Annotated in this window: 22 protein-coding genes; 20 read left to right on the forward strand and 2 right to left on the reverse strand. The window is 64.7% G+C overall.

Going from position 1 to position 26,494, the window contains the following annotated elements; all coding sequences use genetic code 11:
• Positions 1 to 35 precede the first annotated feature (35 nt).
• The gene (locus IP86_RS02370) at positions 36 to 374 is read right to left on the reverse strand and encodes a hypothetical protein (RefSeq protein ID WP_054160965.1); all 339 of its coding nucleotides are present in this window, start codon (positions 372 to 374) and stop codon (positions 36 to 38) included.
• 66 nt (positions 375 to 440) lie between these two features.
• Positions 441 to 803, reverse strand: a complete 363-nt coding sequence (locus tag IP86_RS28425; protein ID WP_156332358.1) for a hypothetical protein — start codon at positions 801 to 803, stop codon at positions 441 to 443.
• A 372-nt stretch (positions 804 to 1,175) separates the two neighbouring features.
• Between IP86_RS28425 and IP86_RS02380 the strand changes: the two genes are divergently transcribed.
• From IP86_RS02380 to IP86_RS02475, 20 genes are all read left to right on the forward strand, one after another.
• Entirely contained in the window at positions 1,176 to 2,381 is a 1,206-nt protein-coding gene (locus IP86_RS02380; RefSeq protein WP_054160967.1) for a polysaccharide biosynthesis/export family protein, read from the forward strand.
• A gap of 244 nt (positions 2,382 to 2,625) precedes the next feature.
• Complete coding sequence (locus IP86_RS02385) at positions 2,626 to 3,372, forward strand: hypothetical protein (RefSeq protein WP_054160968.1); 747 nt, start codon at positions 2,626 to 2,628, stop codon at positions 3,370 to 3,372.
• Positions 3,290 to 4,819, forward strand: a complete 1,530-nt coding sequence (locus tag IP86_RS02390; protein ID WP_082363766.1) for an O-antigen ligase family protein — start codon at positions 3,290 to 3,292, stop codon at positions 4,817 to 4,819. Before IP86_RS02385 ends, IP86_RS02390 begins: the two co-directional genes overlap by 83 nt.
• Before the next feature lie 165 nt (positions 4,820 to 4,984).
• On the forward strand, positions 4,985 to 5,611 hold the full coding sequence (locus tag IP86_RS02395) for a hypothetical protein (protein WP_054160969.1): 627 nt from the start codon (positions 4,985 to 4,987) through the stop codon (positions 5,609 to 5,611).
• A 244-nt stretch (positions 5,612 to 5,855) separates the two neighbouring features.
• Positions 5,856 to 8,102 (forward strand): polysaccharide biosynthesis tyrosine autokinase, encoded by a 2,247-nt coding sequence (locus IP86_RS02400; protein WP_054160970.1) that lies wholly within the window; start codon positions 5,856 to 5,858, stop codon positions 8,100 to 8,102.
• A gap of 91 nt (positions 8,103 to 8,193) precedes the next feature.
• Entirely contained in the window at positions 8,194 to 8,874 is a 681-nt protein-coding gene (locus tag IP86_RS02405) for a hypothetical protein (RefSeq protein ID WP_156332359.1), read from the forward strand.
• Between the two features lie 413 nt (positions 8,875 to 9,287).
• Positions 9,288 to 9,854, forward strand: coding sequence for a transcription termination/antitermination protein NusG (gene nusG, locus IP86_RS02410; RefSeq protein WP_197279598.1), 567 nt, complete (start codon positions 9,288 to 9,290; stop codon positions 9,852 to 9,854).
• Between the two features lie 231 nt (positions 9,855 to 10,085).
• Complete coding sequence (locus tag IP86_RS02415; protein WP_054160973.1) at positions 10,086 to 11,126, forward strand: NAD-dependent epimerase/dehydratase family protein; 1,041 nt, start codon at positions 10,086 to 10,088, stop codon at positions 11,124 to 11,126.
• Positions 11,127 to 11,154: 28 nt separating this feature from the next.
• On the forward strand, positions 11,155 to 12,141 hold the full coding sequence (locus IP86_RS02420; protein ID WP_054160974.1) for an NAD-dependent epimerase/dehydratase family protein: 987 nt from the start codon (positions 11,155 to 11,157) through the stop codon (positions 12,139 to 12,141).
• A gap of 36 nt (positions 12,142 to 12,177) precedes the next feature.
• Positions 12,178 to 13,410, forward strand: coding sequence for a glycosyltransferase (locus IP86_RS28430; RefSeq protein ID WP_054160975.1), 1,233 nt, complete (start codon positions 12,178 to 12,180; stop codon positions 13,408 to 13,410).
• Positions 13,410 to 16,433, forward strand: a complete 3,024-nt coding sequence (locus IP86_RS02430) for an oligosaccharide flippase family protein (RefSeq protein WP_054160976.1) — start codon at positions 13,410 to 13,412, stop codon at positions 16,431 to 16,433. The genes IP86_RS28430 and IP86_RS02430 overlap by 1 nt, the downstream gene beginning before the upstream one ends.
• Positions 16,430 to 17,722 (forward strand): hypothetical protein, encoded by a 1,293-nt coding sequence (locus IP86_RS02435; protein ID WP_156332360.1) that lies wholly within the window; start codon positions 16,430 to 16,432, stop codon positions 17,720 to 17,722. The genes IP86_RS02430 and IP86_RS02435 overlap by 4 nt, the downstream gene beginning before the upstream one ends.
• A 1-nt stretch (position 17,723) precedes the next feature.
• Complete coding sequence (locus IP86_RS02440; protein ID WP_054160978.1) at positions 17,724 to 18,908, forward strand: glycosyltransferase family 4 protein; 1,185 nt, start codon at positions 17,724 to 17,726, stop codon at positions 18,906 to 18,908.
• On the forward strand, positions 18,905 to 19,732 hold the full coding sequence (locus IP86_RS02445) for a glycosyltransferase family 2 protein (RefSeq protein ID WP_054160979.1): 828 nt from the start codon (positions 18,905 to 18,907) through the stop codon (positions 19,730 to 19,732). The genes IP86_RS02440 and IP86_RS02445 overlap by 4 nt, the downstream gene beginning before the upstream one ends.
• Positions 19,729 to 20,382 carry a class I SAM-dependent methyltransferase gene (locus IP86_RS02450; RefSeq protein WP_054160980.1) on the forward strand — a complete coding sequence of 218 codons (654 nt, stop codon included), beginning with the start codon at positions 19,729 to 19,731 and terminating at the stop codon, positions 20,380 to 20,382. Before IP86_RS02445 ends, IP86_RS02450 begins: the two co-directional genes overlap by 4 nt.
• Positions 20,379 to 21,536, forward strand: coding sequence for a glycosyltransferase (locus IP86_RS02455; RefSeq protein ID WP_054160981.1), 1,158 nt, complete (start codon positions 20,379 to 20,381; stop codon positions 21,534 to 21,536). Before IP86_RS02450 ends, IP86_RS02455 begins: the two co-directional genes overlap by 4 nt.
• Positions 21,533 to 22,666 (forward strand): acyltransferase family protein, encoded by a 1,134-nt coding sequence (locus IP86_RS02460; RefSeq protein WP_054160982.1) that lies wholly within the window; start codon positions 21,533 to 21,535, stop codon positions 22,664 to 22,666. Before IP86_RS02455 ends, IP86_RS02460 begins: the two co-directional genes overlap by 4 nt.
• Positions 22,663 to 24,045: an O-antigen ligase family protein gene (locus IP86_RS02465; protein ID WP_054160983.1), complete on the forward strand. Its 1,383-nt coding sequence runs from the start codon at positions 22,663 to 22,665 to the stop codon at positions 24,043 to 24,045. The genes IP86_RS02460 and IP86_RS02465 overlap by 4 nt, the downstream gene beginning before the upstream one ends.
• A complete protein-coding gene (locus tag IP86_RS02470) occupies positions 24,023 to 25,165 on the forward strand; it encodes a glycosyltransferase family 4 protein (RefSeq protein WP_054160984.1) in 1,143 nt (380 codons plus the stop codon). The genes IP86_RS02465 and IP86_RS02470 overlap by 23 nt, the downstream gene beginning before the upstream one ends.
• A complete protein-coding gene (locus IP86_RS02475) occupies positions 25,152 to 26,420 on the forward strand; it encodes a glycosyltransferase family 4 protein (protein WP_054160985.1) in 1,269 nt (422 codons plus the stop codon). The genes IP86_RS02470 and IP86_RS02475 overlap by 14 nt, the downstream gene beginning before the upstream one ends.
• The last annotated feature ends 74 nt before the right edge of the window (positions 26,421 to 26,494 follow it).

Below are 26,494 nucleotides of genomic sequence, written 5' to 3' on the forward strand. Positions count from 1 at the left end.
CGCGAACCCTTCGCGATCAAACAACATGGTCCGCGCTATTTTTTCAATGATAATTTTCCGACGATGCTCTTCGCGCGGCCGGAGGGAGCGACGTCCGGGCTCCCGCCCTTCGAAGCAGAGGGACGGCTTAATCGCAGACGCCGCTCGACGAACGGCAGCATGCCGATCAACGATCCGAGCACGTACCCGACCTGCAGTGCGATGCAGGCGACGACAGCCGCCCATAATGCCGTCCGAAGGCTTTCTCCCAACAACAGCCCGATTGCGACAATATTCAGCCCGCCGATGACGCACACCGGCAGCAGCACGACGAGCCGATAGCGGATCCCGAGAACAAGGCCGGGGAGTCCCCCCAAAACAACGAGATCGAGCATCTTCGCGCGCCGCTCCAGACATCTTCTGGAACCCTAGCAGCCCCCCAAAGCCGGGGCAAACAAGCGTCATTGCGCGCACTTTGCCATCATCTCCGCGAAAGCCGACGGCAACCCGTCAAGCTCGATCCGGCCCGCCACATCGCGGCCATTCTCGGTGACTTTGACGTCGAGACGGTCGAGCCCCCGCCAGGGTCCCGACAACAACCCCGCGGCGCCATCCGGCAAAATGATCGCCGTCCCTCCGGGCGCTACCCTGCCCTCATAGAGCTGACCACCGCCCGCCGAATCGAATCGGACCATCGGACGGCTGCGTGGCGCGAACGGCGCGGCAACGACCAGCGCCACCTCGACCTTGATCGGAGGGCTGCACCGGATCATCAAGCCGACCATCTCCGGATCGGAATTCCGCGTGTCGGCGATCTTGGTCATGGACACGGCCGAGCGCCCCTGATCGTCGGGCACCCCTCGCACCAACTTCCAGCTCGGGCGGGGCAGCGACCTCGCTGCTGACGGACCGCCGTTCACCACCGGCGGCTCCGCCGGCTCGGGCGCCCCCGCCGCCACCACTGCGTCTCGACCAGCCGCTGCCGAGGTCGCTGCGACGGCCGCGAGAACCAAGCCCAGCGCCCCCCGCCGGAGGCACGAACAGACAGACTGCATATTAAATGTTCCATTTAAGTTGCGCATCTGCAACATAATCTGATTAAATTCGGCATTATCTAATTTAAATCAGAGGATCAAGTTGAAAGCCGCTCGATGCCCCCGTAGTACTCGACTATCGAGGGGATGTAGGGGCTATTCATGACGACATCGTCAATTCTATCCAAATGGTCACATCTTCTTCTGCTCGGATCGGCACTCGCGTTGGCGGGCTGCGGAACGATAACGCCGGCGTCAGGACCTCAGTCCGACGATATTAAATCACAGCGCACCGAAAACGGGCCAAACTACGAACTGGTGAAGCTTTCGCCCGAGATCATCGCAATTCTGCACACCCACGAGCCGAAGGGTTTGGCGGGTGCGTTCACCGACCGCCGACCGCCGTCTCAGATCGTGTTCGGCATCGGCGACATCGTCAGCGTCACCGTCTTCGAAGCCGCCGCAGGCGGCTTGTTCATTCCGGCAGAAGCCGGCGTGCGTCCCGGCAACTACGTCACCATTCCGGATCAGGCCATCGACAACGACGGCTTTATCACCGTGCCCTATGCCGGGCAGATCCCGGCGGCCGGACGCACCGCGCTCGCAATCCAAAACTCGATCGTCGAGCGGATTCGCAACCGCGCCATCGAACCGCAGGCGGTGGTGGCGATGAGTACGCAGCGCACGTCGCTCATCAGCGTGCTCGGCGAAGTCAACACCCCGGCGCGATACCCGGCCAGCGCAGCGGGCGCCGGCGATCGCGTCCTCGATGCCATCACCCGCGCGGGCGGCATCAAGGGGCAAGGCTTCGAAACCTGGGTGATGCTGGAACGCGAGGGCAAACGTGCCACGGTGCCGTTCGAGAATCTGGTGATGTCGCCGCCAAACAACATCTACGTACGACCCGGCGACCGGATCTATGTTTATCGCGAGCAGCAGAAGTTCATGGCCTTCGGCGCGAGCGGCCAGAGCGGCGAATTCAACTTCGACGCATGGCGGATCAATCTCGGCGAAGCCGTGGGCAAAGCGGGCGGCCTGCTCGACAACCAGGCCGATCCCGGCGCGGTCTTCCTCTATCGGCGCGAGCCGCGTGAAGTCGCCGCCCAACTCGGCATCGACGTGAGCCGATACCGGTCCGACACCATTCCGGTGATCTTCAGCATCAGCTTCAAGGACCCCGGTGGCTTCTTCCTCGCCACCAAGGTGATGATGAAGAACCAGGACATCATCTACGTGTCGAACGCCAAGTCGGTCGAGGCGACCAAGGTTCTGGAGTTCATGCGCACCGTGATGGCGACGAGCGGCGATGCGCTCGATCTCGCCAACGGCTCGCTGATCTTCCGCAACAACATCAAGCTCGCGCCGTAGCGCGGGTTTGACCGCTCCGCAACGGCGCGGGCCGTGAGGTCCGATTTAATCCCGAGGAGTAACCGGGTTGCCGTCGTCGAGAGCATCGAGGAGATCGAGGAAACGCGAAGGGCACGAGTTGCCACGCGATAGGGTTGCCGCGGCCACAGTGCCGGTCGCGGCAACACCGCGCCCGGTGCCCGCCCGGAACGGTGATGGTTCAGCCGCAAGGTTTCGCGTACGGCTGATTGTCACCGTTCCGGCGGTGCTGTTGTGGCTGTTGCGCATGCCGGCGCCGGCCGCCACCGCTCAACAGGACGATGCGCTGGTCGGCGTTCGCTATCGTGTCGATGCGAGCGTCAGCATCGAGCAAAGCTCTCCTCTCATTGCCCGCATCCGGCAGGCCGGCGCGGTCGACGCCGAGGGGAGCGTCAATGTCCAGTTGCGGATATCCGCAAACTCGCGCGAAATTCGCTACTTCGGCATTGTCTCGAAGGATCTTCCGCTTCGCCTGCCTCCGGCGAATCCGATTTGGTACAAAGTCTGGGAGGAGAATGTCTGCCATCAGCGCCGCGGCCAGCCGAAGCTCACCGTCGTCCGGCTGTCGGGACGATGGCCGGCTGCCAGGACGACAGGCGCGGCATCGCCGCGCGGGACCCTGTTGCCCGATGCGCCGAGGCCGACCACGCCCGACGAGGCCGCCCGGCCCCAGGATACGACCGGGAACGGTTTAATTCCGCCCACGGAAAATGCCACTCGTCCGCCGACGGCCGTCGATCATCCCTCCATAGATTTTATTTCTGTCATCCGCCATATTGGCATGCCCCTGCGCGACGACGAACTCGTTCCGGGGATTAAATTGCCGGAAGGCGTCGACGACGTTGGACCTTATTATGCCCTGCGTGCCCAAACCAAGGACAACCGGTTGAATGCCGACCTCCGGCTCTACGCGTTCGACTGCCAGATCGACCCGGCGAGGCTCGAACCAGGGCCTGGGCAGCCGCTCCGCTGACCAGGCTGGCTCGTTCGTCTCGTCGGTGCAGGCCGTGCGGGACCTGTTCCGGTCGGTGTTTGCCGGCAACGGTATCGCGACGGCGATCTTGTTACTCGTCGTGGCCGCAGCGCCGTTTCCGTTCGGCTCCGCTGACGACATCCCGATCGCGTTCTGGTGCATTTGCCTTTCCCTCTGCTTGCTGATGGTGACCTTGCGGGAGGCCACCGCGGCTCAGCTGTGGCTGCTGAGCGGGGTCGGCGTGATCGCGATCGGATACGGCATCGTGCTGCACGAGCAGCTTTCCGATACGCCCTGGTTCGCCCCCTACCACCCATCCTGGCAACACGCCTCCACCATTCTCGGAACCGAACTGCCGACCTCGGCCTCGATCGTTCGGCACGCCGCCTTTTTCGCCCTTGGCGCACCGCTCGCGAACATCCTCGCCTTGAGCATCGGATTGACGATCGGCGGCGACCGCCGCATCGCCTGGCTGCTGGTGAAGGTCCTGGCATGGTCAGGCGCCTGCTACGCGCTGTACGGGCTGCTCGCACAGGTGATCGAGCCGCAGATGGTCCTTTGGCGCGAGAAGGTTGCCTACGTCGGCAGCGTCACAGGCACTTTCATCAACCGCAACACCGCGGCGTGCTATTTCGGATCGTGCACGGTGTTGTGGATGCTGCTGATTGCCGTGAAGATCCGGCGGCACCTGCCGGGACGACGGGTCGCCTGGCGGCAGTTGCGCGCCGACCTGCGCCTGATTCCCACCGGAGAGATCGCGCTCGATCTCGCAGCCTTCGCGGTCTGCCTCGTTGCGATGTTCATGACCGGCTCACGTGCGGGCGTCGCGCTGTCGCTGCTCACCATGGTGGTGGCGTTCTCGATTTTCATCCGACGCGACCTGCCCGCACGCTCCGGCATCTGGTTGTCGCTCGGCGTCGGCTGCTTGGTCGCGTTCGGCTTGCTTCAGTTCCTCGGTGGGCGCGTCAACAGCCGCTTCGAGACGCGGGATCTGGTCGATGCAGGACGGCTCGAGGCGTGGAAGTCGACCCTCCGGATCATCCACGATAATCCGTGGTTCGGCACCGGAATGGGAACCTTCACATCGAGCTTCCCCGCCTACCGAAGCCCCGACATCTCGATTCAGGGCGTGTGGAATGCTGCGCATTCGACGCCGCTGGAACTCGCGTCCGAAGTCGGCCTGCCTCTGGCATCGCTGATCGCCGCAGGGTGGCTGGTGATGCTGATCGTTCACGCGCGCGGGGTGGTGTATCGCAGCCGGGACGCCGTGCTTCCACTCGCCGCTGCGGCGATCGGCTGTCTGGCGATGCTGCATTCCAGTGTCGATTTCAGCTTGCAGATCCCGGGATATTCGATCCCGTTTTTCGCGCTGTTCGGCGTGGGACTTGCGCAGTCCTTCTCCTCCGGCGCACGCGTCGAACCCGCGTCGCAGGGCTCGACGATGTAGATCGCGGCGATCCCGAGCCGGCTCGCTCATTCAATGTAAATCCGGCTCAACAAAACGGTCACAGGCATAAGTCGACATACAATTATATGGACGCATCCGCGTTAATCGTTTAAATTTGGAAAAGCGATTTATTTCATCTTTGACGGCAACTCTCGGGAGGCCTGCATGGGCACCTTCAAGAATGTGCTTCGCCTAGCCGCGGTGACCGCGATCACGACGACCCTGAGTTTGGCCGCACACGCGGCCGTGCTGCAGCCGAATCAACAGCTTCCCGCTCAGCAGGTCACCGAATTCAAGAACACGCCGACCCTCCTGCTGCAGCGCTATCCGCAAGCGGGAGCAAAAATGATCTCCTATGTGCGTGACCTCGCCGGAACCGACCCGAGCACGCTGGCGGCGCTGATCGAGCTTCTCACCAATCCGGACATCACCCGGGAGCAGCGCACCGCGATTCTCTCCGGCCTCGCGCAGGTGTCGCGCCTCGCCTTGCGATCGGACCCCAACTACGCCAACGAGATTCAGCAAGCAGTCAACGCGACCAATAACTCCGACATCTCGGCAGCCTATCAGGCCGCCACCGGCGACGTCGCACTCGGCATCGGCGGCACGGGAGGTGGTGGCGGCGGCGGCTCCGGAACCGGCGGCTCGACCGGCAACACCGGCATCGCCGTGGGCGGCTCGAACAGCGGCGCAACGACGTTCGGGGGCCTGCATTATTCGAACACTGGCACCTCGTCCACCTCCGGCTCTGTCGGCGGAACCTCGAGCGGCGCCGTCAGCCGTACGCGCTGATCTCGACGCGCGCCAAGCGGCGCGACCTGGACGGATGAGGCGGCACCCCCCGGGGCGTCGCCTTTCATTTTAACCATATTAAATTCAATCGTTTTAATTTTATTAAAATTTAACTGACGCCGCTCGCGTTTATCTGCGACTATCGGTAGTTAATAAATTCCGCCGAGCCGCTCCCGTATCCGCTGGTCGGCGGTGGCGCGCTCGGGACGATCGGACTTTGCGGGGCGATTTCAGGAAGCTTCACATGCTGCAGCAAAACAAGTCGACGCAAGAAATCAACCGGGGGCCGGCAGAGCTCGAAGGCGGCGAGACGCGCTCCCTCGGCTCCTATCTGGAGATCGTGCGCAGGCAATTCCCGACCATTCTGGCGATCATGTCGTCGGTCGTCATTCTGGCTCTGTTGTTCCTGTTCACGGCGGCGCCGCGATATACCTCGACCGCATCGATGGTCATCGACACCCGTAAGGTCCAGCTGTTCCAGCAACAAATGCTCGGCGACGTCGCCGTCGATCCGGCCACCGTGCTGACCCAGATCGAGATGCTGAAATCCGAAAACGTCAGCCAGGCGGTGATCCGCAATTTCCACCTGACCGAGGATCCGGAATTCATCGGATCGGGAATCGTCGGCAGGCTCCTCAGCTTCATCGGGCTGTCTTCCGGCAGAAAATCAGCTTCCGAACTCGAACTCAACCGCCGTGCCTTGCAGCGTTTCGAGCGATCCCGCGAGATCAAGCGTGTCGGCCTGACCTACGTGATGGGGATCTCGTTCACGTCGCGTGACCCGGCCAAAGCCGCGCGGATCGCCAACGCGATCGCGGACGCCTACATCGTCGATCAGCTGGAAGCCAAATACGAAGCGACCCGACGCGCCAGCGTATGGCTGCAGGATCGGATCAAGGAGCTTCGGATTCAGGCCTCCGCCGCCCGGCGCGCGGTGGTCGATTTCAAGACCGCCAACAACATCGTGGACACCGGCAAGGGGTTGATGACCGACCAGCAGATCGCCGAGGTCAACAGCCAGCTGGTCCTCGCTCACGCCTCCACGGCGGAAGCTAATGCGCGCCTCGAGCGGATGACGGAAATCCTCAAGCAGGGCGTACCGGATGCGTCGGTAGCCGATGCCTTGAAGAATGACACCATCGTGAAGCTGCGCGGCCAATACGTCGACATGGCGTCGAAGGAGTCGATCTGGACGGCGAAATACGGCGCCGACCATCTCGCGGTGCTGAATCTGCGCACCCAGATGGCCGAAATCCGTAAGAACATCGTCGACGAGCTCAAGCGCATCCGCGAATCCTACAAGAGCGATTACGACATTGCCGTCACCCGCGAGGAGAGCATCAAGGCGAGCCTTGCCAACGCCGTTTCCGAATCGCAGTCGAGCAACCAGGCCCAGATCCAATTGCGTGATCTCGACAGCAGCGCGCAGTCCTATCAGGCGATGTACGACAACTTCCTGCAGCGATACATGGAGTCGGTGCAGCAGCAATCGTTCCCGATCACCGAAGCTCGGGTGATCAGCTCCGCGTCCACCCCGCTCGGGAAGAGCTATCCCAATACGATGGTGATTCTCGCGTTGGCGGTGCTCGGCGGCCTGATCCTCGGCCTCGCCGCGGCGATCGCCCGCGAGTTTTCCGACCGCGTGTTCCGCACCAGCGGCCAAGTCGAGGAGCAGCTCGGGACCAACTGCCTGGCGATCCTGCCGCTGCTCGGCAACGATGCTGCCAAGCCGGTGCTGCCGTGGAAAGCCAAAGCCAAGACGGGCAGCCGCAAGAGCAAGGAGTTCCTGCGCTACGTGGTCGACAATCCACTATCGCGGTTCTCCGAAGCGCTGCGATCGATCAAGGTCGCGATCGACCTGAATTCGTTCGTCCGGGAAAATCGAGTGCTCGCGACGACCTCGACGATGCCGAGCGAGGGCAAGAGCACGGTCTCGAGCAACCTCGCCCAGTTGATGGCTCATGGCGGCGCGAAGGTCATTCTCGTCGACGCCGACCTGCGCAACCCGTCCCTCTCCGCGTCTCTGGCGCCGGATGCCGCGGCGGGCCTGGTCGACGTGGTCGCGCAGCGGGCCAATCTCGAGGATGTGATTCAGATCGACCCCGCGACCCAGTTGGCGATTCTGCCGGCCGGCTCGACATCGCAGCTTCTGCACACCAACGAGATCCTGTCGTCCAAGGCGATGCAGGCGCTGGTCAGCGACCTCCGCTCGAAATACGACTACGTGGTACTCGATCTGCCGCCGCTGGCGCCGGTCGTCGATGCGCGCGTCACCTCGAACTACGTGGACTCCTACGTGTTCGTGGTCGAATGGGGGAAGACCAAGCCGGACGTGATCCAACACACGCTGCGGTCCGCGCCGGGGATCGTCGACAAGATCCTGGGCGTGGTCCTGAACAAGGCCGACACCCGCATGCTCGCGCGGTACGAATCCTATCAGGGGCGCCACTATTATCAGAAGTATTACGCCCGCTACGGCTATGCCGAATAGCAGCGCCTCCCTCTCCCTCTGGCTGCACCGGCTCGTTCTACAGACCGCGTTCGGCGTGCTCGGGGTCTGTTCTGCGATATGGGGCGCCGGAATGCTGCCCTGGGCCGTCCTGGTCACACCAGCGCGCGACGTCGCAGAATTGATCGCATCGAATGCGCCCTTCAAGCCGGGCGTCCTGAAAGAGGTCGAGGCGGAACTCGCCGCTGCCAGACCCGAACTGACGTGGTCGAATCCGGTGGCGGCTCGCGCCAGCGCCATGGTCTCGCTCCAGCTCGCCCAGGATGCGCAAGCCCGCTCCACCTCCGAGGAAGTGGAGGCGGCATTCTCCGTCGCAGAAAGCCGAATTCGAGCCGCTCTCCGGCTCAACCCGAGCGACTCTTATCTCTGGGCGAGCGCATATTTCGTCAGAACCGCTCGTGCGGAGTTCAATCCGTCCGACACTCGCCTGTTGACCCAGTCCTACGTCACCGGACCGCACGAAGGATGGGTCTCGGCCAGCCGCAACCGGCTCGCCCTGGCCGCGTACCCGATTCTCGATCCTCGGACCCAGACTCTCGCGATCTCCGAATTTTCAGAGATGGTCGGCAGCGGCATGATCGACGAGGCCGTCGCCAATCTCCTCGGCGTCGGTTGGGGCCAGCGAGAACGGCTGCTGGCCAGCCTCGACGCGGTCGGGAGACAACCCAAGGAAGCTCTGGCGCGGCGTCTCGAAGACGAAGGCGCGCGAGTCGAGGTTCCTGGCGTTCAGTTGGAGACGAGGCCGTGGCGTTGAGCCGGACGTCGAGGATGATCGCGCGCCCAGCGCGACGGCAACGAGCCTCTGCCGAGTGATCACGATCGGGTCATGCATCGTCGCCGCACGATGCTTCCGCGCCCGCGTACACGGCGCCACATCAGCCGCGCGAATTAAAGACCGCGATTGAATATTCCAAACGTTCAAAACAGACCGTCACGCATACTTGTTTTAGACGCCCCTGATTTTTCGGTCGTTGATTTGAGTTGCGCGAGAGAGGCCGCCGCGTTAATCAGATCGGGAGGTTTTAAATTAAGTCTGGACTTGGATCACCCGAGCGCAACATTCAATCTGCGGTCGACTGCACTTATTAATTGGCCGCAGCTGAACGACCGAAGCTCCGGATTGTGACGTTGCTGTCGCGCCGTCGCGGTCGAGCTTACGGACACGACGTGACGAAGAGATTCACCGAGGCGGACGTGCTCGCAGCAACCTCATCAACGGACCCCGCCCCGATTGCATCGAGGCGTTGGTATGTGGGCCACACCCTGCCCCGCAGGGAACTGGTCGCCCGCACCCATCTCGAGCGCCAGGGCTTCGAGACCTTCCTGCCGCAGTTGCTGGCCAGGCGATCGCATGCGCGAAAGATCGAGACGATCAGGTCGCCGATGTTCCCCCGCTACATCTTCGTGCGGCTCGATCTTAGCCGTGACCGCTGGCGCTCGGTGAACGGCACCATGGGCATGGCTTATCTGGTAGCGACCCGTGATCATCCTTGCCCGGTCCCGTCGGGCTTCGTCGAAGACCTTCAACGCAGCGCCGACGGCGACCTGGTCAGTTCTCCGGCGCCGGTCTTCATGCCGGGGGATTCCGTCGGGCTCCGCTCGGGACCGTTCGCCGGCCATATCGGGAAGCTACTGAGCGTCGGGCCGAACGGCAGGATCGAGATGCTACTCGCCATGTTGAACGGATCGGTGCGCCTCACGGTGGCACAGGACTTGCTCGAAATCGCGGGCTGACGCGCAAGCGCCGGACCGTCTGTTAGTCGTGTTCAAACAGTGGATGAAGCAGTTCGCTTCACCCAGATGGCGGTAGCGTGCCAGGACGCTCCCACCCGCAACGATACGCCTCACCTCCGACCCGACCGGCGGCGCGCTCGTCCGCCGGTCGATCACCCCGCGCGCTTCGACGCACGCTCCTGCGGCATCGATGGCGATGATCCAGCCCCCGCACCAAAGACCACGAACCCCATGCGCTTTCTGATCACCGGCACCGCCGGGTTCATCGGCTTCCATCTGGCTCATCGCCTGCTCGCCGATGGCCATCACGTGGTCGGCTTCGACGGCATGACCGATTATTACGATCGCCGCCTCAAGCAGGATCGTCATGCCATCCTGCGACAAGCCGCGAATTTCACACCGGTAGAAGCCAGGCTGGAGGATTTCGAGGCGCTGAGCGATGCGGCGAGTCTCGCCGCGCCCGACGTCATCGTGCATCTCGCCGCTCAGGCCGGCGTCCGCTACTCGATCGAGAATCCACGGGCCTATGTCGACTCCAACTTCGTCGGCTCCTTCAACGTGCTCGAGGTCGCCCGCGCGGTGCGACCGAAGCATCTGCTGCTCGCCTCCACCAGTTCGGTTTACGGCGGCAACGACGTGATGCCGTTCCGTGAGAGCGACCGCACTCCGTTTCCGATCACGCCTTACGCCGCCACCAAGAAGGCGATGGAGGTGATTTCGCATTCCCATGCCCATCTCTTCGATCTGCCGACCACCTGCTTTCGTTTCTTCACCGTGTACGGCCCGTGGGGGCGGCCGGACATGGCGCTGTTCAAGTTCGTCGACGCCATCCTCAACGACAGACCGATCGAGGTGTACGGCAACGGCCAGATGCGCCGCGACTTCACCTATGTCGACGATCTCATCGACGCGATCGTCCGTCTCACCGACAAGCCCCCGGAAATCGGCAGCCCGATCGTATTCGACGGCGGAGTCGACACTTTATCGCCCGTCGCTCCGTGGCGCGTGGTCAACATTGCCGGGGGGCACCCGGTCGGCCTGATGCAGTTCGTCGAGGCGATCGAAGCCGCGATCGGCCGCAAAGCCGAGAAGCGCATGCTGCCGATGCAGCCAGGCGACGTGCGCGAGACTTTTGCCGATCACCGGTTGCTCGAAGCATTGACCGGCCACCGCCCGGAAACACCCGTCTCCGTCGGCGTGGCGGCCTTCGTCGATTGGTACGTCACCCATCGCGCAGCGGCCGACGCCGGCTTGGTCGCTGAAGTCCTTTGAACAGTTTCCATCCACGAGCGACGATCAAATGAGCAACGCACTCGGACATCGAACTGCGATCGTTTTCGGCGGGGCCGGATTCATCGGAGGCCATCTGCTTGCCCAATTGGCGGCGAGCGGGCGTTACGATCGACTGGTCTCCTACGACATTGCACCCGCCAAGGCGGCGGCGCCCAAGGTCGAGTACATCATCGGCGACGTTCGCGAGCCGATCGTGATCCCAGGCCATCTCGACGGCGCGGACATCTATAACCTCGCAGCGGTCCATACCACTCCGGGTCACCAGGATTGGGAGTACTTCTGGACCAACGTCAACGGTGCGATCAACATCTGCGCATTTGCCCGCGCCATCGGCACCCGCTTCATGCTGTTCACATCGTCGATTTCGGTCTACGGACCGACCGAGGATGCGGTCGACGAGGCCGCCCCGCCGGCACCGGTGTCAGCCTATGGCCGCTCCAAACTTCAGGCTGAAGGCATTCACCACACCTGGCGCGAGGGCGCGGACGATCGGCAGCTGGTCGTGGTGCGCCCGGCGGTGATCTTCGGTCCCGGCGAAGGAGGAAACTTCACCCGCCTCGCGCGCCTGCTGTCGCGCGGCCACTTCGTCTATCCGGGACGGCGCGACACCATCAAATCGTGCTGCTATGTCGGCGAGTTGGTGCGCTCAATGGAATTCGCCCGCAATCTCGGCCGCCGCGAGTTCACCTACAATATGTCGTATCCGGCGCGCACCACGACCGAACAGATCTGCGCCGCCTTCGCCAAGGTCGCAGGCTTCAACGAGCCTCAGCTGCTGGTGCCGTGGTCGCTGATGAAAGCAGGCGGCCTTGCATTCGAGCTGCTCGGTGCGGTCGGCATCAAGACTTCGATCAATCGCGAACGGATCGCCAAGCTGATCAAGTCGACCAACATCATCCCGAACGCATTGATGTCGGAAGGCTATGAGTTCGAGACAACGCTCAGCGACGCACTGACACAGTGGAGCAAGCGCTCCGGTGCCACTTTCATCTGATCTCTCAGCCGCGCGTTCCTGCTCGCGAACCTGCGTATGTCTCCGTCCCATCGGGTCCTGCCCGATCCGCAACTGGAATGCCTCGTCGTGGCGAAAACTGATACCCCCGGCAAGCCCTATCGGGTCTGCTTCGTCTGCACGCACAGCCTGACACTTGCCACGCTCTACAAGGGCCTGTTTCCCTATCTCCGCAGCCGGGGCTGGGAGATCGACGTGGTCGTCGGCGATCGCGAGTATCGCGACTTTCCGGTGGAGCATTTCGGCGAGTTGCAGCCACACATCATTCCGATGCGGCGGCTGCCGTCGCCGGTCGCGGATCTGAAGGGGCTGGCACAGTTCGTCGCGTTCTTCGCGCGCCACCGCTACGACGTCATTCACGTCTCCACACCGAAGGCGTCGCTACTGGCATCGATCGCCGCGACGCTGACATTCAATGGCCGCGTCGTGTTCGTGTATCGCCGCTGCGTCTACGAATTGATGGGCGGACTGAAGCGGGAGGTGTATCTCGGCGTCGACCGCCTGATCGCGCGCCTCTCTGCAGTCGTCGTCCCGATCTCGCGGCAATTGCAGGTGTTCCTGCGCGACGCCAAGGTCTGCGCCGCGAACAAGTTGCTGCTGATCGGCTCGGGATCCAGCAATGGTCTCGACACGCGCCGCTTCCGGCTGACACCGGAGAACCGCGCGGCCGGCGAGGCGCTTCGTATGGAGCTTGGTATTCCGGCCGCGGCACCTGTCGTCCTGTTCGTCGGCCGGGTGTGCGGGGAAAAAGGCGTCGATCTGCTGCCGCCGATTTTCGAGCAGGTACGCGCCAAACACCCCGACGCTCATCTGGTGGTTGCGGGGCCGGACGATCCGCGCGACCGGGCGTCCGCCGAAACCGAACGCTACTTCACGCAGGAGCGCTTCGTGCGCCGCATCGGCTATGTGGCCAAGACCGAGCCGTATTACGCGCTGAGCACCGTGTTCCTGTTCCCATCGTTCTTCGAAGGCTTCGGCAACGTTCTCCTGGAAGCCGCCGGGATGGAGCGCGCATCCGTGGCCTTCAAAGTGCCCGGTGTCGAGGAGGCCGTTGCCGACGGCGTCAGCGGCATTCTCGTCGGCAAGGGGGACGTCGATGCGGCTGCGGCCGCTGTGTCCCGGCTACTTCATGACCCAGAGTTGCGGCGTGGCTTCGAGCAGCGCGCGCGACGACGGGTCGAAACCGAATTCGAGCAATCGCGGATATGGGCCGACATCGAGTCGATGATGCTGCGACTGGCAACCGCCTGATGAAAAGCCCCGCCGACGACGAACTCACGCACGGCGAGGCGCGGCACCGCGCCGCCCGTGGCGCCGTCAGCGTGCTCGGCCGACACGCTCTGGTCCGTCTGCTGGCTTTCGCCGGAACGCTGGTGCTGGCGCGGTTGATGGTGCCGAGCGAGTTCGGCCTGTTCGCCGTCGCGCAGTTCATCTTCTCGGTGCTGCAGGCTTTGACCATCGGCGGCGTCACGGCGGCGCTGATCCGTCGCCGGGAGACGGTCGCCGCGGCCGACTACCGAGTGGCCCTCACCGTCCAGCAAGGCTTCGCCGCGATCGCGGTGATCGCGCTGTACGCCGCCGCGCCGCAGATCGCATCGTACTGGGATCATTCGGCCGAACTCGTTCCGGTCATCAAGGTGCTGGCGCTGGCGCTGTTCCCGCTGTCGCTGCGCTCGATTCCATTCGCGATCCTGCAACGGGCGCTGCGACACGATCAGACCACGATCTGCGAAATCTTCGAGTACGTCGTTTATCTAGTGCTCGCCATCACGCTCGCCGCGCTGGGTTGGGGTGTATGGGCGCTGGTGATCGCCACGCTCGCCCGCTACGCCGCCGGTGCGATCGTCGCCCACCTGCTGGTTCGCGGCCTCCCGCGGTTCGGCTTCGAGGCCTCGCGCGCCAAAGCCTTGCTGCACTTCGCGGTGCCGCTCCAGGGCCAGATGCTGATCGATCTGGCACAGCGCTCAGTGATTCCGGTGGTCATCGGTTCGCTGTTCGGCGCGGCCTCGGTCGGTATCGCCGCAATGGCCAATACGATGCTCGAGGCGCTGCTGCTGCAGCCCCTGGTGATGCTGGCGAGCATTCAGATGCGGATGTTTGCCCGCATCCAGCACGATCCTTCCGCCATGGCCGCGCTGCTCGAGAAATGCCTTGCGGCCGGCGCGCTGGTATTCCTGCCCCCCGTGGTGTTGCTCGGCGTTGTGGCGCCGGCCCTGATGCCGAAGATCCTGTCGGCACATTGGGCCGATGTCGGCGATTTGATCCGCTGGCTCACGCTGGCTTCGGCGCTCCAGGTCTTGGCGGTGCCGACCGCGCAGGCCGCGAAGGCGCTGGGTCGGATGCGAGCTCTGCTGATCGGCGGCATGGTCAGCCTGGTGCTTCAGATCGGAATTGTGCTGCTGCTCGCGGCTCCCCTCGGGCTAGCCGCCTACCCGGTCGCCGCTGCTATCGGTACCGGCGCAAATTTCCTGATCGTGTTCATCAACGTCGGCCAAGTCATCGGCATGCGCCCGATCCTGGCGATCGGCCCGGCGCTGTGCGGGCTCGCGCTGGCGACGGCGATGTGGTGCACGGCGATCGTCACCTTCACATCGATCCCGCTGATCGTGGCGATGCTGCTGCTCGGTGTGCTGACTTATGTTGCGGCGGTGATCGCGCTGAGCAGCCGGCAGCTCGCCGCATTGCTGCGCTTCGCCGGCTCGAGCATGCCGCCCCGCGTGCAGCACCGCATCGAGACTTTCGCCAGCCGGATCGACGGCAAGCGTCGCACAGCTCCGACGTTGCAGAAGGCCAGCTCGGTCGCAGCCCCAATCGCCCCCGCGTCGGCCTCGATCGATCTTCCCGAAGTTTCCCATGTGCGTCTCGCAGCGGAAACCTGGTCGACGCCGGCCGTGGTGCGCTGGGGCGGCCGCACGCTGGTGATTACCGTCGATCGTAGCGGCGAGATCCGTGCGCTCGACGGGCGGGATCTCTCCATCGTCTGGAAGCGCTCGCTCGGCGCTGAGATCACGGCGTCACCTACGATCGTCGACCGCGACGGCGATGGTCGTCCGGAGATCATTGTCGGCACCCACGCCGGCGAATTGTTCATGTTCGCGCCCGATGGCTGCCTGCTGCGCCACTACAAATTCGACGACGTCATCCGCTCCTCGGTGGCCGCGGCGGACATCGACGGCTCCGGCGTCCCGACCCTGTTCGTGGCGGTCTACGGACCCGTCGTGGTCGCGGTGGGCGCCGACGGCAAACAGCGCTGGCGCCGCCGCCTGCCGAACCATCTGTTCGCCGGCCGGATGAAGCGCGGCGTCGTCTCGTCGCCGCTGGTCGCCGATGTGGACCGCGACGGCACCGCCGAGATTGTCATCGGCATTCGCTCGTCCCGGCTGTTCTGCCTCGATGCCAGGACCGGACGGATCAAGTGGTTCGCCAAGCTCGGCTATGACCCGGACTCCTCGCCCTCCTTCGTGATCGATGGCAGCGGCCGGCCGCTGGTGCTGTTCGGCGGCGGCGAACACACCGGCGGCGAAGGAGACAACGCGATCATCGCGCTCGATGGACGGACCGGCCGCCGCGTCTGGACCACCGTGGTCGGAGGCGGCGTCGATTCCAGCCCGATGTTGCTCGAGCGGCCCGGCCGCTCCCCGATCGCCGTCGCCTGTGCGCTGGCGCGGCCGGCGGTGATCGCCGTCGACGCCTGGAGTGGCGATCTGCTGTGGCGCCACGATTTCGGACCGACGGCCGAATGCGAGCATGGGCCGGATCACCGCTGCCGTCCGCCAGGGCGCGCATACTTCACCGAGCATGCGACATGCCGCAGCTACACCACGCCGCTGATGGCCGATGTCGACGGCGATGGCCGGGTCGAGATCGTCGCCGGCTCGAACAATGGCGAGCTCGTCGTGCTCGACGCGGAAACCGGCCGATTGCGAACGCGGCTCGCCATGGGCGGCGCGGTGCGCGGGTCGCCGGTGATCGCGGATCTGGACGGCGACGGTTTTTGCGAACTCGCAGTGGTTGGCGGCAATCGTCTGAGCATCCATCGCACCCGGCACACCGGTCCGGAGACCACAATGTTCAAAGGCCGTGCCGATCACCTCGGCACGATCGGTCCATTGCCACCTGCTGCCGCCATCGCGCCGCGTCGTCCGCCTTGGTACATGCCCATCGCGCTGTTCTGGCACCTCGGCGTCGCTGATATGCTGCGCCATGTGTTTCTGAAGGCCGACGAACGGATCCTGCGCCGGTGCGGTCTTCGCCTGTTCCGGTACGGCTATTGAGCATGCCGGCCTCCTCCTTGTGCGGCGATCCCGGCCGCTGGATCGAACGCACGCTCGATCGGTTCGTCGACCATTACGTCGACGCCGACGGGCTGCTGATCACCACGCTCGATGCCGACGGCGTCATCCTGGATCCGACGCCGTTGATCGCAGACTTCGGCGATGTCCTCCCGTTCCTGGCCAAATTCGGGCGCCGGGACTTCGTGGACCATCAGATCGAGGCGGCCGAACCCCACCTGGCGTCCGCGCTGTTCCGCAGTCGGGGCCGGATCCGGCTGTTCGACAACCACGACTGGCTGCTCGGCCTGCTCGAGCTGCACGAATTGACAGGGGATCGGGCGCTGCTGCGGCGGGCGCAGGAAGGTGCCCTCACGCTGATCCAGACGATGTTCGTCGACGATCTGCTGATCGACGCCACAATCGAGTGGCGTGACCCGCGAAGCTGGCTGCAGCCGGCGAGTCCGTTCAACGGCGGCTATATCGAGCTCTGGCTCGAGCTCCATGCCAAGACCGGGGACGCGCGGTTTCTCGACGCGTCGGGCCGGCTCGCCGCGCGTTGGCTGCGAACCGACGGCTTTCGCCGGACCGGCGTGTTTCACCGAGAGCTGTGCGCGCGCTCGTCCGCGATCTCGCGCATCGCTGGCCTCGGCGCGACGTCGAGCGCGCGCCTGTTCAAGGACAACACCAATTTCGTCTGGAGCCTCGTCAGCCTGTGGGAGGCGACCGGCGACGACCGCTGGAAGGAGGCCATTGGGCGCTGGATCGCCGGCTTCCGCGCGCACTTCCTGAATCACGGCGACGTCTTCCTCTGGCTCGACCGTAACGGCGGCGGCCACGAGGTTTCGTTGAAAGCCGCTTTCGCGAGCATCGATCTGTTGTGCGACATTCACGCCGCCGGCCTGTCCACCGACGCACTGCCCTGCGCTGTGACCATCGCCCGACGATGGTCCGCTCATCAATGGAGCAGCGGCCTATTCCCGGAGCGCCCTGGCGGCCCGCGCGATCACCTCGACGCCAATGTCGACATGGCGATCTCGCTGCTCAAGCTCGGCGGCTACACCGGCCTCGCGGACTTCACCGACCGGGCCCGCGCGACTGCCCGGGCCGTCGTGGCGCGGCACGACTCCCCGCTCGGCCTGGTTCAGGCCGTCGATCGCGACGGACGCGTCCGCGATCCCCGTATCATCGTCAAGTACCAAGGCCTTGCTTTGAAGTTAGCTCTCGCTCCCGACGACCCGGCGGCTCTTCTTGCAGATCCTGCTCTCCTGAAACTGCTGCGAGATCGCTGACATGAAGATCGGCTACGTCATCCATCGCTTCCCTTGGCCGTCCGAAACATTCATCAGCCGGGAGGTCGCTGACATCATCGGGCTCGGCCACGAGGTCGAGATATACTCGTTCGACGAACCGCAAGGCCGCGATGCCGAATTGCTGGGCGATCAGGCCCGCGAATTGAAGGCGAAGACGCAATACATCTCGCGCAATGAGGCCGCTGCCGCGCTACCGTCGATCTCGACGCTGGCAATGTTCGGTGAAGAAAAGCGGCTGGCACGCACCGCGACCGATCGGAGCAATCGCCTGCTGCGCCTCGGCCGCGCAGCCGCGCTGGCGCGCCGCGCCCGCCGCGACGGGGTGACATTGATGCACGCGCATTGGCCCTACGCGACGCAATGCGCCCACCTCGCCAGCCTGGCGACCGACCTGCCTTATTCGGTCAGCATTCATGCGCATGAGGTCGCGCACGACAACGGCCATTTCGCCGCCTGCTTCGAACGACTGCAGTTTGCCACGTTCTGCAACGGCGCAGCGATGGAGTATCTCCTGTCGCGGCTCGGGCCGGGCGCCCGCGCAAAGTCCCACCTCGTCTACCACGGCGTCGATGTCGGCACCTTCTCGGTGCAGCCGGCGGCGACAACGCCGCCGCCGCTGCGCATTCTGTCCGCAGGCCGGCTCACCGCGTCGAAGGGTTTCGACCGTCTTGTCCGCGCCTGCGCCGACGCGTCGGCTACGGGGCTCGATGTCCGCCTCACCATTCTCGGGCGTGGGCCGGAAGAAGAGACGATCCGCCAGGTCGCGGCTGCGACCGGTTTTTCCGAGCGGCTCGACCTGCCGGGCTGGGTGTCGCACGACAAGGTCACCGGCTACATGCGCGACTGTCAGGTTTTCGCTTTGCTGGCGTCCGACGATTTCAACGACGGCCTGCCCAATGTCGTGGTCGAGGCGATGGCGTCGGGCCGGCCGGTGATCGTCTCGCCGCTGCCGGCGGCGCGTGAGATCATCGAGCCCGGCGTGAACGGCTTCATCCTGTCTGCGGTGGACGATCGGCCGGGCTTCGTCGCCGCGCTCGCTGCGCTTGCAGCCGGCGACACCGCATCCAGCATGGCAAGCGCCGCACGCAAAACCGTCGAGGAGCAGTACGACTCGCGGCGCCATATCCGCACCCTCGCAGCGTTGTTCGAGGGTGTCTGCCGATGAGCCCGACGAAACCGACGCTCGCCGTGGTGGCGATCGCGCGGAATGAGATCCGCGACATTGCGGCTTTCATGGCCAATGTCGATCCCGTTGCCGACGAGGTCATCATCGTCGACGACGGCTCGACCGACGGCACACTGGAATATCTGCAGGGCTGCGGCTCGAAAGTCCGCGTGCTGCAGCGCCGCCTGGAGTCGGCCGGCGGCTTCGCCGCGCAGCGCAATGCCGGCTCCGCGCTCGCGACCGCCGACTGGCTGCTGCACATGGACATCGACGAACGCATCCCGCCGCGCCTCGCCGCCGAAATCGCCACCACGCTGTCGTCGACCAAGTTCGACGGCTTCCGCTATCGCCGGCTGAATTTCTTTCTGCACCGCCCGTTCCGCGCCGGAGGCTGGCAGAACTGGAACAATGTGCAACTCGGCCGCCGCGGCCGGCATCGCTTCGTCGGCGCAATCCATGAGCAGGTCGAAGTCGACGGCGGCGCGGCCGCAATCGGCCAACTCGCCGCGGAAATGTGGCACCTCAATGACGAGAGCTTCGTCGAACGCATCGGCAAGAACGTCAACTATGCGCAGCCGACCGCGCGCGAGATCGCCAGGCGTGGGCCGGTCCGCTGGTGGCACCTGCTGTTCATACCGATGTGGCGGGCGGTGAAGGCATGGACGTGGGGCGGCGCGTGGCGCTACGGCGAGCACGGGCTGATTTTCGCCCTCTACGTCTTTGCCGGCACCTTCAACGGCTATGCGGTCGCCTGGGACGACCAGAACCGGATCGCGCGAGATGAGCTCGAAAAACGCATACTGGATGAAGGCAACGGCACATGATGACGCGTAACGGCTCGGTTCAACACGACATTCAGGTCGAAGCCGACTTCTACCAGTTCACCAGCTACGTCCATCTGCAACGCTGGATCTCTTACTGGTACCAGATCGATGCGATCCTACGTCATGCGCCGCGCACCGTTCTGGAGATCGGACCGGGCAACGGCCTGACCACCGCTGCCCTGCAGAAATCGGGCATCGCGGTCAAGACCTTCGATTTCGATCCCGAACTCGCCCCGGACTATGTCGGCGACGTCCGTCGTCTGTCGGAGATCGTCCCGGCCAAGTCGCACGATCTGGTCTGCGCCTTCCAGGTGCTCGAACATCTGCCTTTCGCCGACTTCGACACCGCGATCGGCGAACTCACCAAAGTCGCACGGCGGACGGTGATCATCTCCTTGCCGCACTGGGGCTATCCGCTCGAGCTGCGCTTTCGCTTCCTCAAGGACCGCTTCCGCTACATCTTCTCGCGCAAGCTGGCGCGGCCGAAGACCTGGGTGTTCGACGGCCAGCATCACTGGGAGCTCGGCACCCGCGGTCACTCGATCGAGCATGCGGCGGAGGTGATCCGCCGCCATCTGCAGATCGAGCGGCAGTGGTTCTGCCCGGACTACAGCTATCACTATTTCTTCGAATGCACGGTTGCCGAATGACCACTGCGCGACGTGGCCGTTTCGCCGGCCTCGACATCGTCTGGCTGCAATCGCCGCCATGGCACGGCGTTTGGACGCGGCAGAACCATTTCGCCCGCCGCCTCGCCGCCGACGGCGCTCGCATTCTCTATGTCGAGAATCCCGTCGCGATCCGCGCGCGGATAAAGGCGGGACTACGGGCTGCCGCACCCCAGGAGGTCGAGCCCGGCATCACGGTGATGGAGCTTCCGCTGCAGCTTCCAGGATCACGCACGTCCTCGCTGATCGGCGCCATCAACGGCCATCGGTTCGCCGGCGCGGTGAAGCGCGAGTCGGCAAGACTCGGCTTCGGCTGCCCGCTGGTCTGGTGCCGTCTGCCGGCCGCGATTCACACGCTCGAGCGTCTCGCCCCCCGCGGTGTGGTCTATGACGTCACCGACGATTACGATTACTACGCGACCTCGGAAGCCGAGCGCGCGCTGACGCGCCGGCGCGAGCAGCGGCTCGCCGCACGCGCCAACCAGATCTTCACCACCAGCGAAGAGCTGCGCACCAAGCTGTGCAGCCTGGCCTCGACCCCGGTCACGCCGGTGTCGAACGGCGTCGACAGCATGTTTTTCAACGACAGCCCCAGGGACGACCCGCTGCAGGATGTGCCGCATCCGCGCATCGGCTTTGTCGGCTTGGTCGCGTCATGGATGGATTTCGACCTGCTCTCCCGCCTGGCCGCGAAGTGGCCGAAGCAGGTCGTCATCGTCGGCCCTGTCAAACCGGAGGTCGAGCAGCGCCTTGCCGCCATTCCGGGACTGGTCCGGGTCGGCGCGGTACCGCACCGCGAGGTGCCGACCTATCTACGCGCCTTCGATGTCTGCATCCAGCCGCACGTCATCAATGAACTTCGTCACCGCTCCGATCCGCTCAAGGTCATCGAGTATCTGGCGACAGGTCGGCCGATCGTCTCGGTCGCATTGCGATCGCTCGAACCGCTGCGGCCCGTGGTCGAACTCGCTTCGACCGCGGACGACTTCGTCCGTCTGGTCGCCGAACGCATCGACGATCCGCGCCCTGAACTGGCGTTGAGCCGGCGGGCCGTCGCGGCGACGCGCAATTGGGACACGTTGTATCTCACGGTCGCCGAACGGATCGAGCGGCTGTGGCGCCGGGAGGCCCGATGAGCACGCTCAGCCGACCGGCCGGGGGGGAGCGCGCCACGATCCGCAGCGTGCAATTCCTGCGCTTCGTCGCCGCCGCGATGGTCCTGATCGGCCACCTCCAGGACGCCTTGCGCCGCGGCCGGATACCCGGCCTCGCGCCGTTCGACGATCCGACCGGCCTGCCGTGGCATTCCGGGGTGGACATCTTCTTCGTCATCTCCGGCTTCGTGATGTACATGATGGCCGCCGATCAGTTCGGGCGGCCGGGCGCGCCGGCCGCGTTCATCCGGCGCCGGCTGATCCGGGTCGCGCCGCTATATTGGGCTTTCACGCTGCTGGCGGTGCTCACCGTCATCGTTCTGCCGGAGCGGGTTCAATCGACGCAGCTGTCGTTCCCGCACATCGTTGCATCGTTACTGTTCGTGCCGTGGCGGGCGCCCTCGGGCGGACTGGTGCCGCCGCTCTCGGTCGGCTGGACGCTGAACTTCGAGATTCTGTTCTACAGTGTATTCGCTTTCGGCCTCCTGTTTCGCCGCGCAGTCGGCCTGACCGCCATCGTCGCCATTCTGTTCGCGCTGATGATTCCGCGCGTGCTGTTTCCCAATGCGGTCGGCGATCAACTCGATGCGTGGGGCTTTCCGATCACCGTCGAGTTCCTGTTCGGAATCCTGGTCGGCCGGCTGTATCTCGCTAACATCCGGCTGCCCGGCGTAGCGCGTGTCGCCATCATCCTCGCGGCACTGCTGGCGCTGTCGTTCGGCAATCAGGCCGGCCTCAATGCGTTTCAGGATCGCTGGTTCTTTTGGGGTGTTCCGGCGGCCGCCATCGTTGCGTCGACGGTGCTCGGCCGCGATCTTCCGGATCGAAGCTGGAGCCGCGTCCTGGTGCTGTGTGGCAACGCGTCCTATGCGCTTTACCTGTCGCACCTGTTCACGCTGCGGGCGGTCGGGGTGCTGTGGTCGAGCCTTCACCTCAATTCCGTCGCCGCGTACTTCGCGCTCGCCGTCGTCAGCTCGGTGCTGGTGTCGATCGCCGTTTATCTGTGGTTCGAACGGCCGCTGCTCGCATGGCTCGGGCGACGAACCGGGTCGAAGCGCGTCAGCGCGGCTGCTGTGGGCGCGACGCCGGAGGGACTGGGAGGCTCGAAATGAAGTCGCTGCCGGTTTTCCTCGCGGTTTTCGTGTTCCTGTGCTGGGCCAGGACGTCCCGGACGCCCTGGCTGTTCTTCGGCTGGGGCTTCCTGATCACCGGCCTGCCGCTCCTACGCGGTCTGATCGGCCCGATCCCGGTCTATCTGTTCGATGTCGCGGTATGCCTGGTATGGACGATCGTTCTCACTCGCCCAGGCATCTCCGCATGGCCGCAGCAGGTTCCGCCCTGGAGCGTGCTGTTCGTCGGCATCTTGACGATCTTCGGCACCCTGCTGCCGACGCTGACTTACGGCTTCTATCCGGAGATGGTCTGGAATCTCGGCCACACCGGCCTCGCCATGACCACCATTGTGCTCGGCGCGTTCCTGCTGCGCGGCGCGACCCCGGCGGAACGCAACGGCATACGGCTCGGCATCGCCATCGGACTGATCGTCCTCGCCGCCATTGCGATCCTGGAGAAGTCGAGTTCGGATTGGAATGCGGTGCTGGTTCGTCTGTTTTACGGCGCCGGCGACGAGACCGCCGACCAGAGCGGCAGCGTCGCGGCCGCGGAGGTTCTGAGCGCCCTCGGCCGCGTTTCCGGGCCGTTCGGTTCGCCGAACACGTTCGGCATCGTCGCCCTGATGGCGGCGCTGAACTACTGGCTGATCAGCGTGATCGATCGCCGCCAAAGCCTGCTCAGCTACGTCGTACCGGCCAGCCTCGCGATCGTCGCCCTCGCCTGCGGATCGCGTCAGGTGATCATCGCGACGGGCCTCGTCGGCCTCGGCTACGTCATGACCACGGCTCCCGAACGGGCCCTTCCGCGCCTGTTGCTCGGCGCCGCGCTGATCGCCCCGATCCTGATTTTCGTGGATCCCAGCGCGCTGCTCGACCGCCTCGGAAATCTCTCCGCGGGCGTGGACGAGGCCAATGTCAGCGCCCGCCTCAGCGAAGGACCGCAACGCTTCTGGGAGATGCTGGTCCAGGATCCGACGCTGCTGTTCACCGGAGTAGGCCTCGAGATCCAGAAGCTGACGCGTTTCAACGTCGACATCCCATCCGAAATTCTCGATGGCTTCGTCTCGAACGGTTACCTGCTGTACATCTACTTCTTCGGAATCTTCGGGTTCCTCGTCATGGCGGCGTTTTGGATCTGGGTCGTCCATCAAGGCTTCGTGGCTCCCAAAGCGATCCGGCCGATCACCAGCGGCGGCGCTCTCGCCCTCGCCTTCATCGTGTTCGCCGACAACCACGCGGTGCTGTCGGAGGAACTGCTGAACCACATCATGATCTTCGTCGGGATGATCACCGCGATGACGACCGCGGCTGCCCCGGCGAGACGGCTGAGACCAATCAGAATGGGAGTGCCTTCAGATGCGCGTCGCGCTTCACAGTGACAATTTTGCGCGGCGCGCGCGTTTCGGACTCAGTCGCTATTCGCACGAGATTCATGGCGGCCTCGCCGCGCACGGCATCGACACCGTGCCGATCTCCGCGGTTTCGGATTTCGGCGACGACCAGCCCGATTGGCTGACCAAGAGCGGCTTCCGTCGTTTGCCACTCAGCCGGCGCGTGCTGGCATCGATGTGGGCGTCAGGCTCGCCCGTGCCGCGACTCGAACACTGGCTCGACCACGTCGATATCATTCACTCCCTGGATGTCGACTATCCGATCGCTACCGCCAAGCCCTGGATCATCACCTATCACGACCTCGGCGTGCTGGTTCATCCCGAGTATTTCGGCAAGGCGAGGCCCTGGCTGCTGCGATCGTCGATCGCTGCCGCTGCGCGGCGGGCGGCTGCCATCATCTGCGTGTCGCGATCGACTGCCGACGAAGTCATGGCATTCGGCGGCGCCGCCGCGGCCGACCGTATCCACGTGATCGAGGAAGGTGTCGGCGAAGAGTTCTTCGCGCCGCCGAGCAGCGAGACACTGGAAGAATTGCCGCCGATCCTCTCCGAGCGCCCGTTCTTTCTGTTCACCGGCTCCCTGAGCCCGCGAAAGAACTTCGCCCGGGTGATCGCCGGCTTCGCGAACGTCGCCGGCCGCCTGCCGCATCGACTTGTCCTCACGGGCGCGCGCGGATGGGATACGACCGAAGACATCAAGGCGATCACCGCGACCGGGATCGCCGATCGCATCGTCGAACTCGGCTATGTGTCCGACGCGGTGCTGAGAGCGTTGTATGCGCGCGCCACAGCATTTCTCTATCCGTCCCTGTATGAAGGCTTCGGCCTGCCGATCCTCGAAGCGATGGCCTCGGGCTGCCCTGTCGTGACGTCGAACATGGCGCCGATGACGGAGGTGGGTGGCGATGCGGCCGTCTACGTCGATCCGCGGCGCAGCGATGATGTGGCCGTCGCATTGATGAAGTTCGCCACCGACTCTGCATTTTGCGACTCGCTTCGCGAGCGCGGGCGGCTGCAGGCCCGTCGCCTGAACTGGGAGACCTGCGTGCATCGGACCATCGAGGTCTATCACCAGGTCGCGCAGGAGAAACGCCGTGCGCCACGCTGACCTGCCCGATGTGGTGGTCGTCAATGATCGCGCCTTCCCGGGCGGCGGCGCCTCGAAGGTCGCGTTGCAGTCGGCTATTGGATTGGCTCGGCGTGGCCATCGCGTCACGGTGTTTGCGGCGATGGGGCCGGCCGCACCCGACCTGACCGCCGCAGGCATCGACCTCCATCTGCTCGGCCAGAGCGATCTCGCCAGCGGCGGGCGGCTGAGGATGGCCGCGCAGGGATTGTGGAACAGCAAGGCGGCCGAGCAACTCGGCAGCGTGCTGGAGCGCATGCGACGCGGGCGCACCATCGTTCACATCCACAGCTGGTCGAAGGCGCTGTCGGCGAGCGTGTTCGCCGCTGCCGGCCGTTCCGGGCACGCCGTGATCGCGACCCTGCACGACTACGGCTTCGTCTGCCCGAACGCCGCGCTGCACGATTTTCCGACCGGGACCGCCTGCTCTCGCACGCCGATGTCGCTTGGATGTCTCGCCGCCGATTGCGACGCACGCGCGCGAGCCCACAAGCTGTGGCGCGTGGCGCGGCAGATCAGCCTGTCGCATGTTGCCGGAGCCTCCAGGCTGCTTGCCGCGGCGGTTTGCGTGACCGACTATTCGCGCCGCATCATGCAGCCGTTCGTTTCCGATCGACTGGAGATGGTCGTCGTCCCGAATCCGATCGATGTGGCCGATCTCGGCCCGGCCGCGCCGGCCCGATCCGGCCACTTCACTTATGTCGGACGGTTCTCGCGTGAGAAGGGTGTGCTGATTGCGGCCGAAGCTGCACAACGGGCGGGCGTGCCGCTGGTGTTGGTCGGCGATGGAGAGTTGCGGAACGACGTCGCGCGGATTGCGCCGTCCGCGACCATCACCGGCTGGCTGCCCGCCGCGAAGGTCTGCGAAGCCATTCGCGCCAGCCGCGCGGTCGTCGTGCCGTCGCTGTGGCGAGAGACCCAGGGCATGGTGGTGCCCGAAGCTCTGAGTGCTGGCGTCCCGGTGATCGCCGCGACCGCAACCGCACCGGCGGCTGCAATCGAACCCGGCGTGACCGGTCTTCTTTTCGAGAACGGCGACGCCGGTGCGCTCGCTCATCTGTTCTCCCGCCTCGCCGCGAACGACAGGCTCGTCGCCGACCTCGGCGAAGCCGCCTATCGCAATTATTGGCAGACTCCGGCGACGATGGATCGGCATCTCGATGGGCTCGAGGCGCTCTACGAGCGCGTTTTGTCCGAGCGGAGCAAGACCCACCGCAGCGAAGCTCGATCCGCCTAGTTCGATGCGTCGAGGCGAACGCGACACCGACGGCTGAATAGGTCCGCGCGGCGCCTGCGCACGAAAGTCCGAGG

Origin of the sequence: Rhodopseudomonas sp. AAP120, from assembly GCF_001295845.1 — a bacterium.
Lineage (GTDB): Bacteria > Pseudomonadota > Alphaproteobacteria > Rhizobiales > Xanthobacteraceae > Rhodopseudomonas.

Excerpts from the sequence above, each read along its gene's own strand:
- IP86_RS02370 (WP_054160965.1), bottom strand. The coding sequence starts at position 374 with ATGCTCGATCTCGTTGTTTTGGGGGGACTCCCCGGCCTTGTTCTCGGG.
- IP86_RS28425 (WP_156332358.1), bottom strand. The coding sequence starts at position 803 with ATGACCAAGATCGCCGACACGCGGAATTCCGATCCGGAGATGGTCGGC.
- IP86_RS02380 (WP_054160967.1), top strand. The coding sequence starts at position 1,176 with ATGACGACATCGTCAATTCTATCCAAATGGTCACATCTTCTTCTGCTC.
- IP86_RS02390 (WP_082363766.1), top strand. The coding sequence starts at position 3,290 with ATGCCGACCTCCGGCTCTACGCGTTCGACTGCCAGATCGACCCGGCGA.
- IP86_RS02395 (WP_054160969.1), top strand. The coding sequence starts at position 4,985 with ATGGGCACCTTCAAGAATGTGCTTCGCCTAGCCGCGGTGACCGCGATC.
- IP86_RS02400 (WP_054160970.1), top strand. The coding sequence starts at position 5,856 with ATGCTGCAGCAAAACAAGTCGACGCAAGAAATCAACCGGGGGCCGGCA.
- IP86_RS02405 (WP_156332359.1), top strand. The coding sequence starts at position 8,194 with ATGCTGCCCTGGGCCGTCCTGGTCACACCAGCGCGCGACGTCGCAGAA.
- IP86_RS02415 (WP_054160973.1), top strand. The coding sequence starts at position 10,086 with ATGCGCTTTCTGATCACCGGCACCGCCGGGTTCATCGGCTTCCATCTG.
- IP86_RS02420 (WP_054160974.1), top strand. The coding sequence starts at position 11,155 with ATGAGCAACGCACTCGGACATCGAACTGCGATCGTTTTCGGCGGGGCC.
- IP86_RS28430 (WP_054160975.1), top strand. The coding sequence starts at position 12,178 with ATGTCTCCGTCCCATCGGGTCCTGCCCGATCCGCAACTGGAATGCCTC.
- IP86_RS02430 (WP_054160976.1), top strand. The coding sequence starts at position 13,410 with ATGAAAAGCCCCGCCGACGACGAACTCACGCACGGCGAGGCGCGGCAC.
- IP86_RS02440 (WP_054160978.1), top strand. The coding sequence starts at position 17,724 with ATGAAGATCGGCTACGTCATCCATCGCTTCCCTTGGCCGTCCGAAACA.
- IP86_RS02445 (WP_054160979.1), top strand. The coding sequence starts at position 18,905 with ATGAGCCCGACGAAACCGACGCTCGCCGTGGTGGCGATCGCGCGGAAT.
- IP86_RS02450 (WP_054160980.1), top strand. The coding sequence starts at position 19,729 with ATGATGACGCGTAACGGCTCGGTTCAACACGACATTCAGGTCGAAGCC.
- IP86_RS02455 (WP_054160981.1), top strand. The coding sequence starts at position 20,379 with ATGACCACTGCGCGACGTGGCCGTTTCGCCGGCCTCGACATCGTCTGG.
- IP86_RS02460 (WP_054160982.1), top strand. The coding sequence starts at position 21,533 with ATGAGCACGCTCAGCCGACCGGCCGGGGGGGAGCGCGCCACGATCCGC.
- IP86_RS02465 (WP_054160983.1), top strand. The coding sequence starts at position 22,663 with ATGAAGTCGCTGCCGGTTTTCCTCGCGGTTTTCGTGTTCCTGTGCTGG.
- IP86_RS02470 (WP_054160984.1), top strand. The coding sequence starts at position 24,023 with ATGCGCGTCGCGCTTCACAGTGACAATTTTGCGCGGCGCGCGCGTTTC.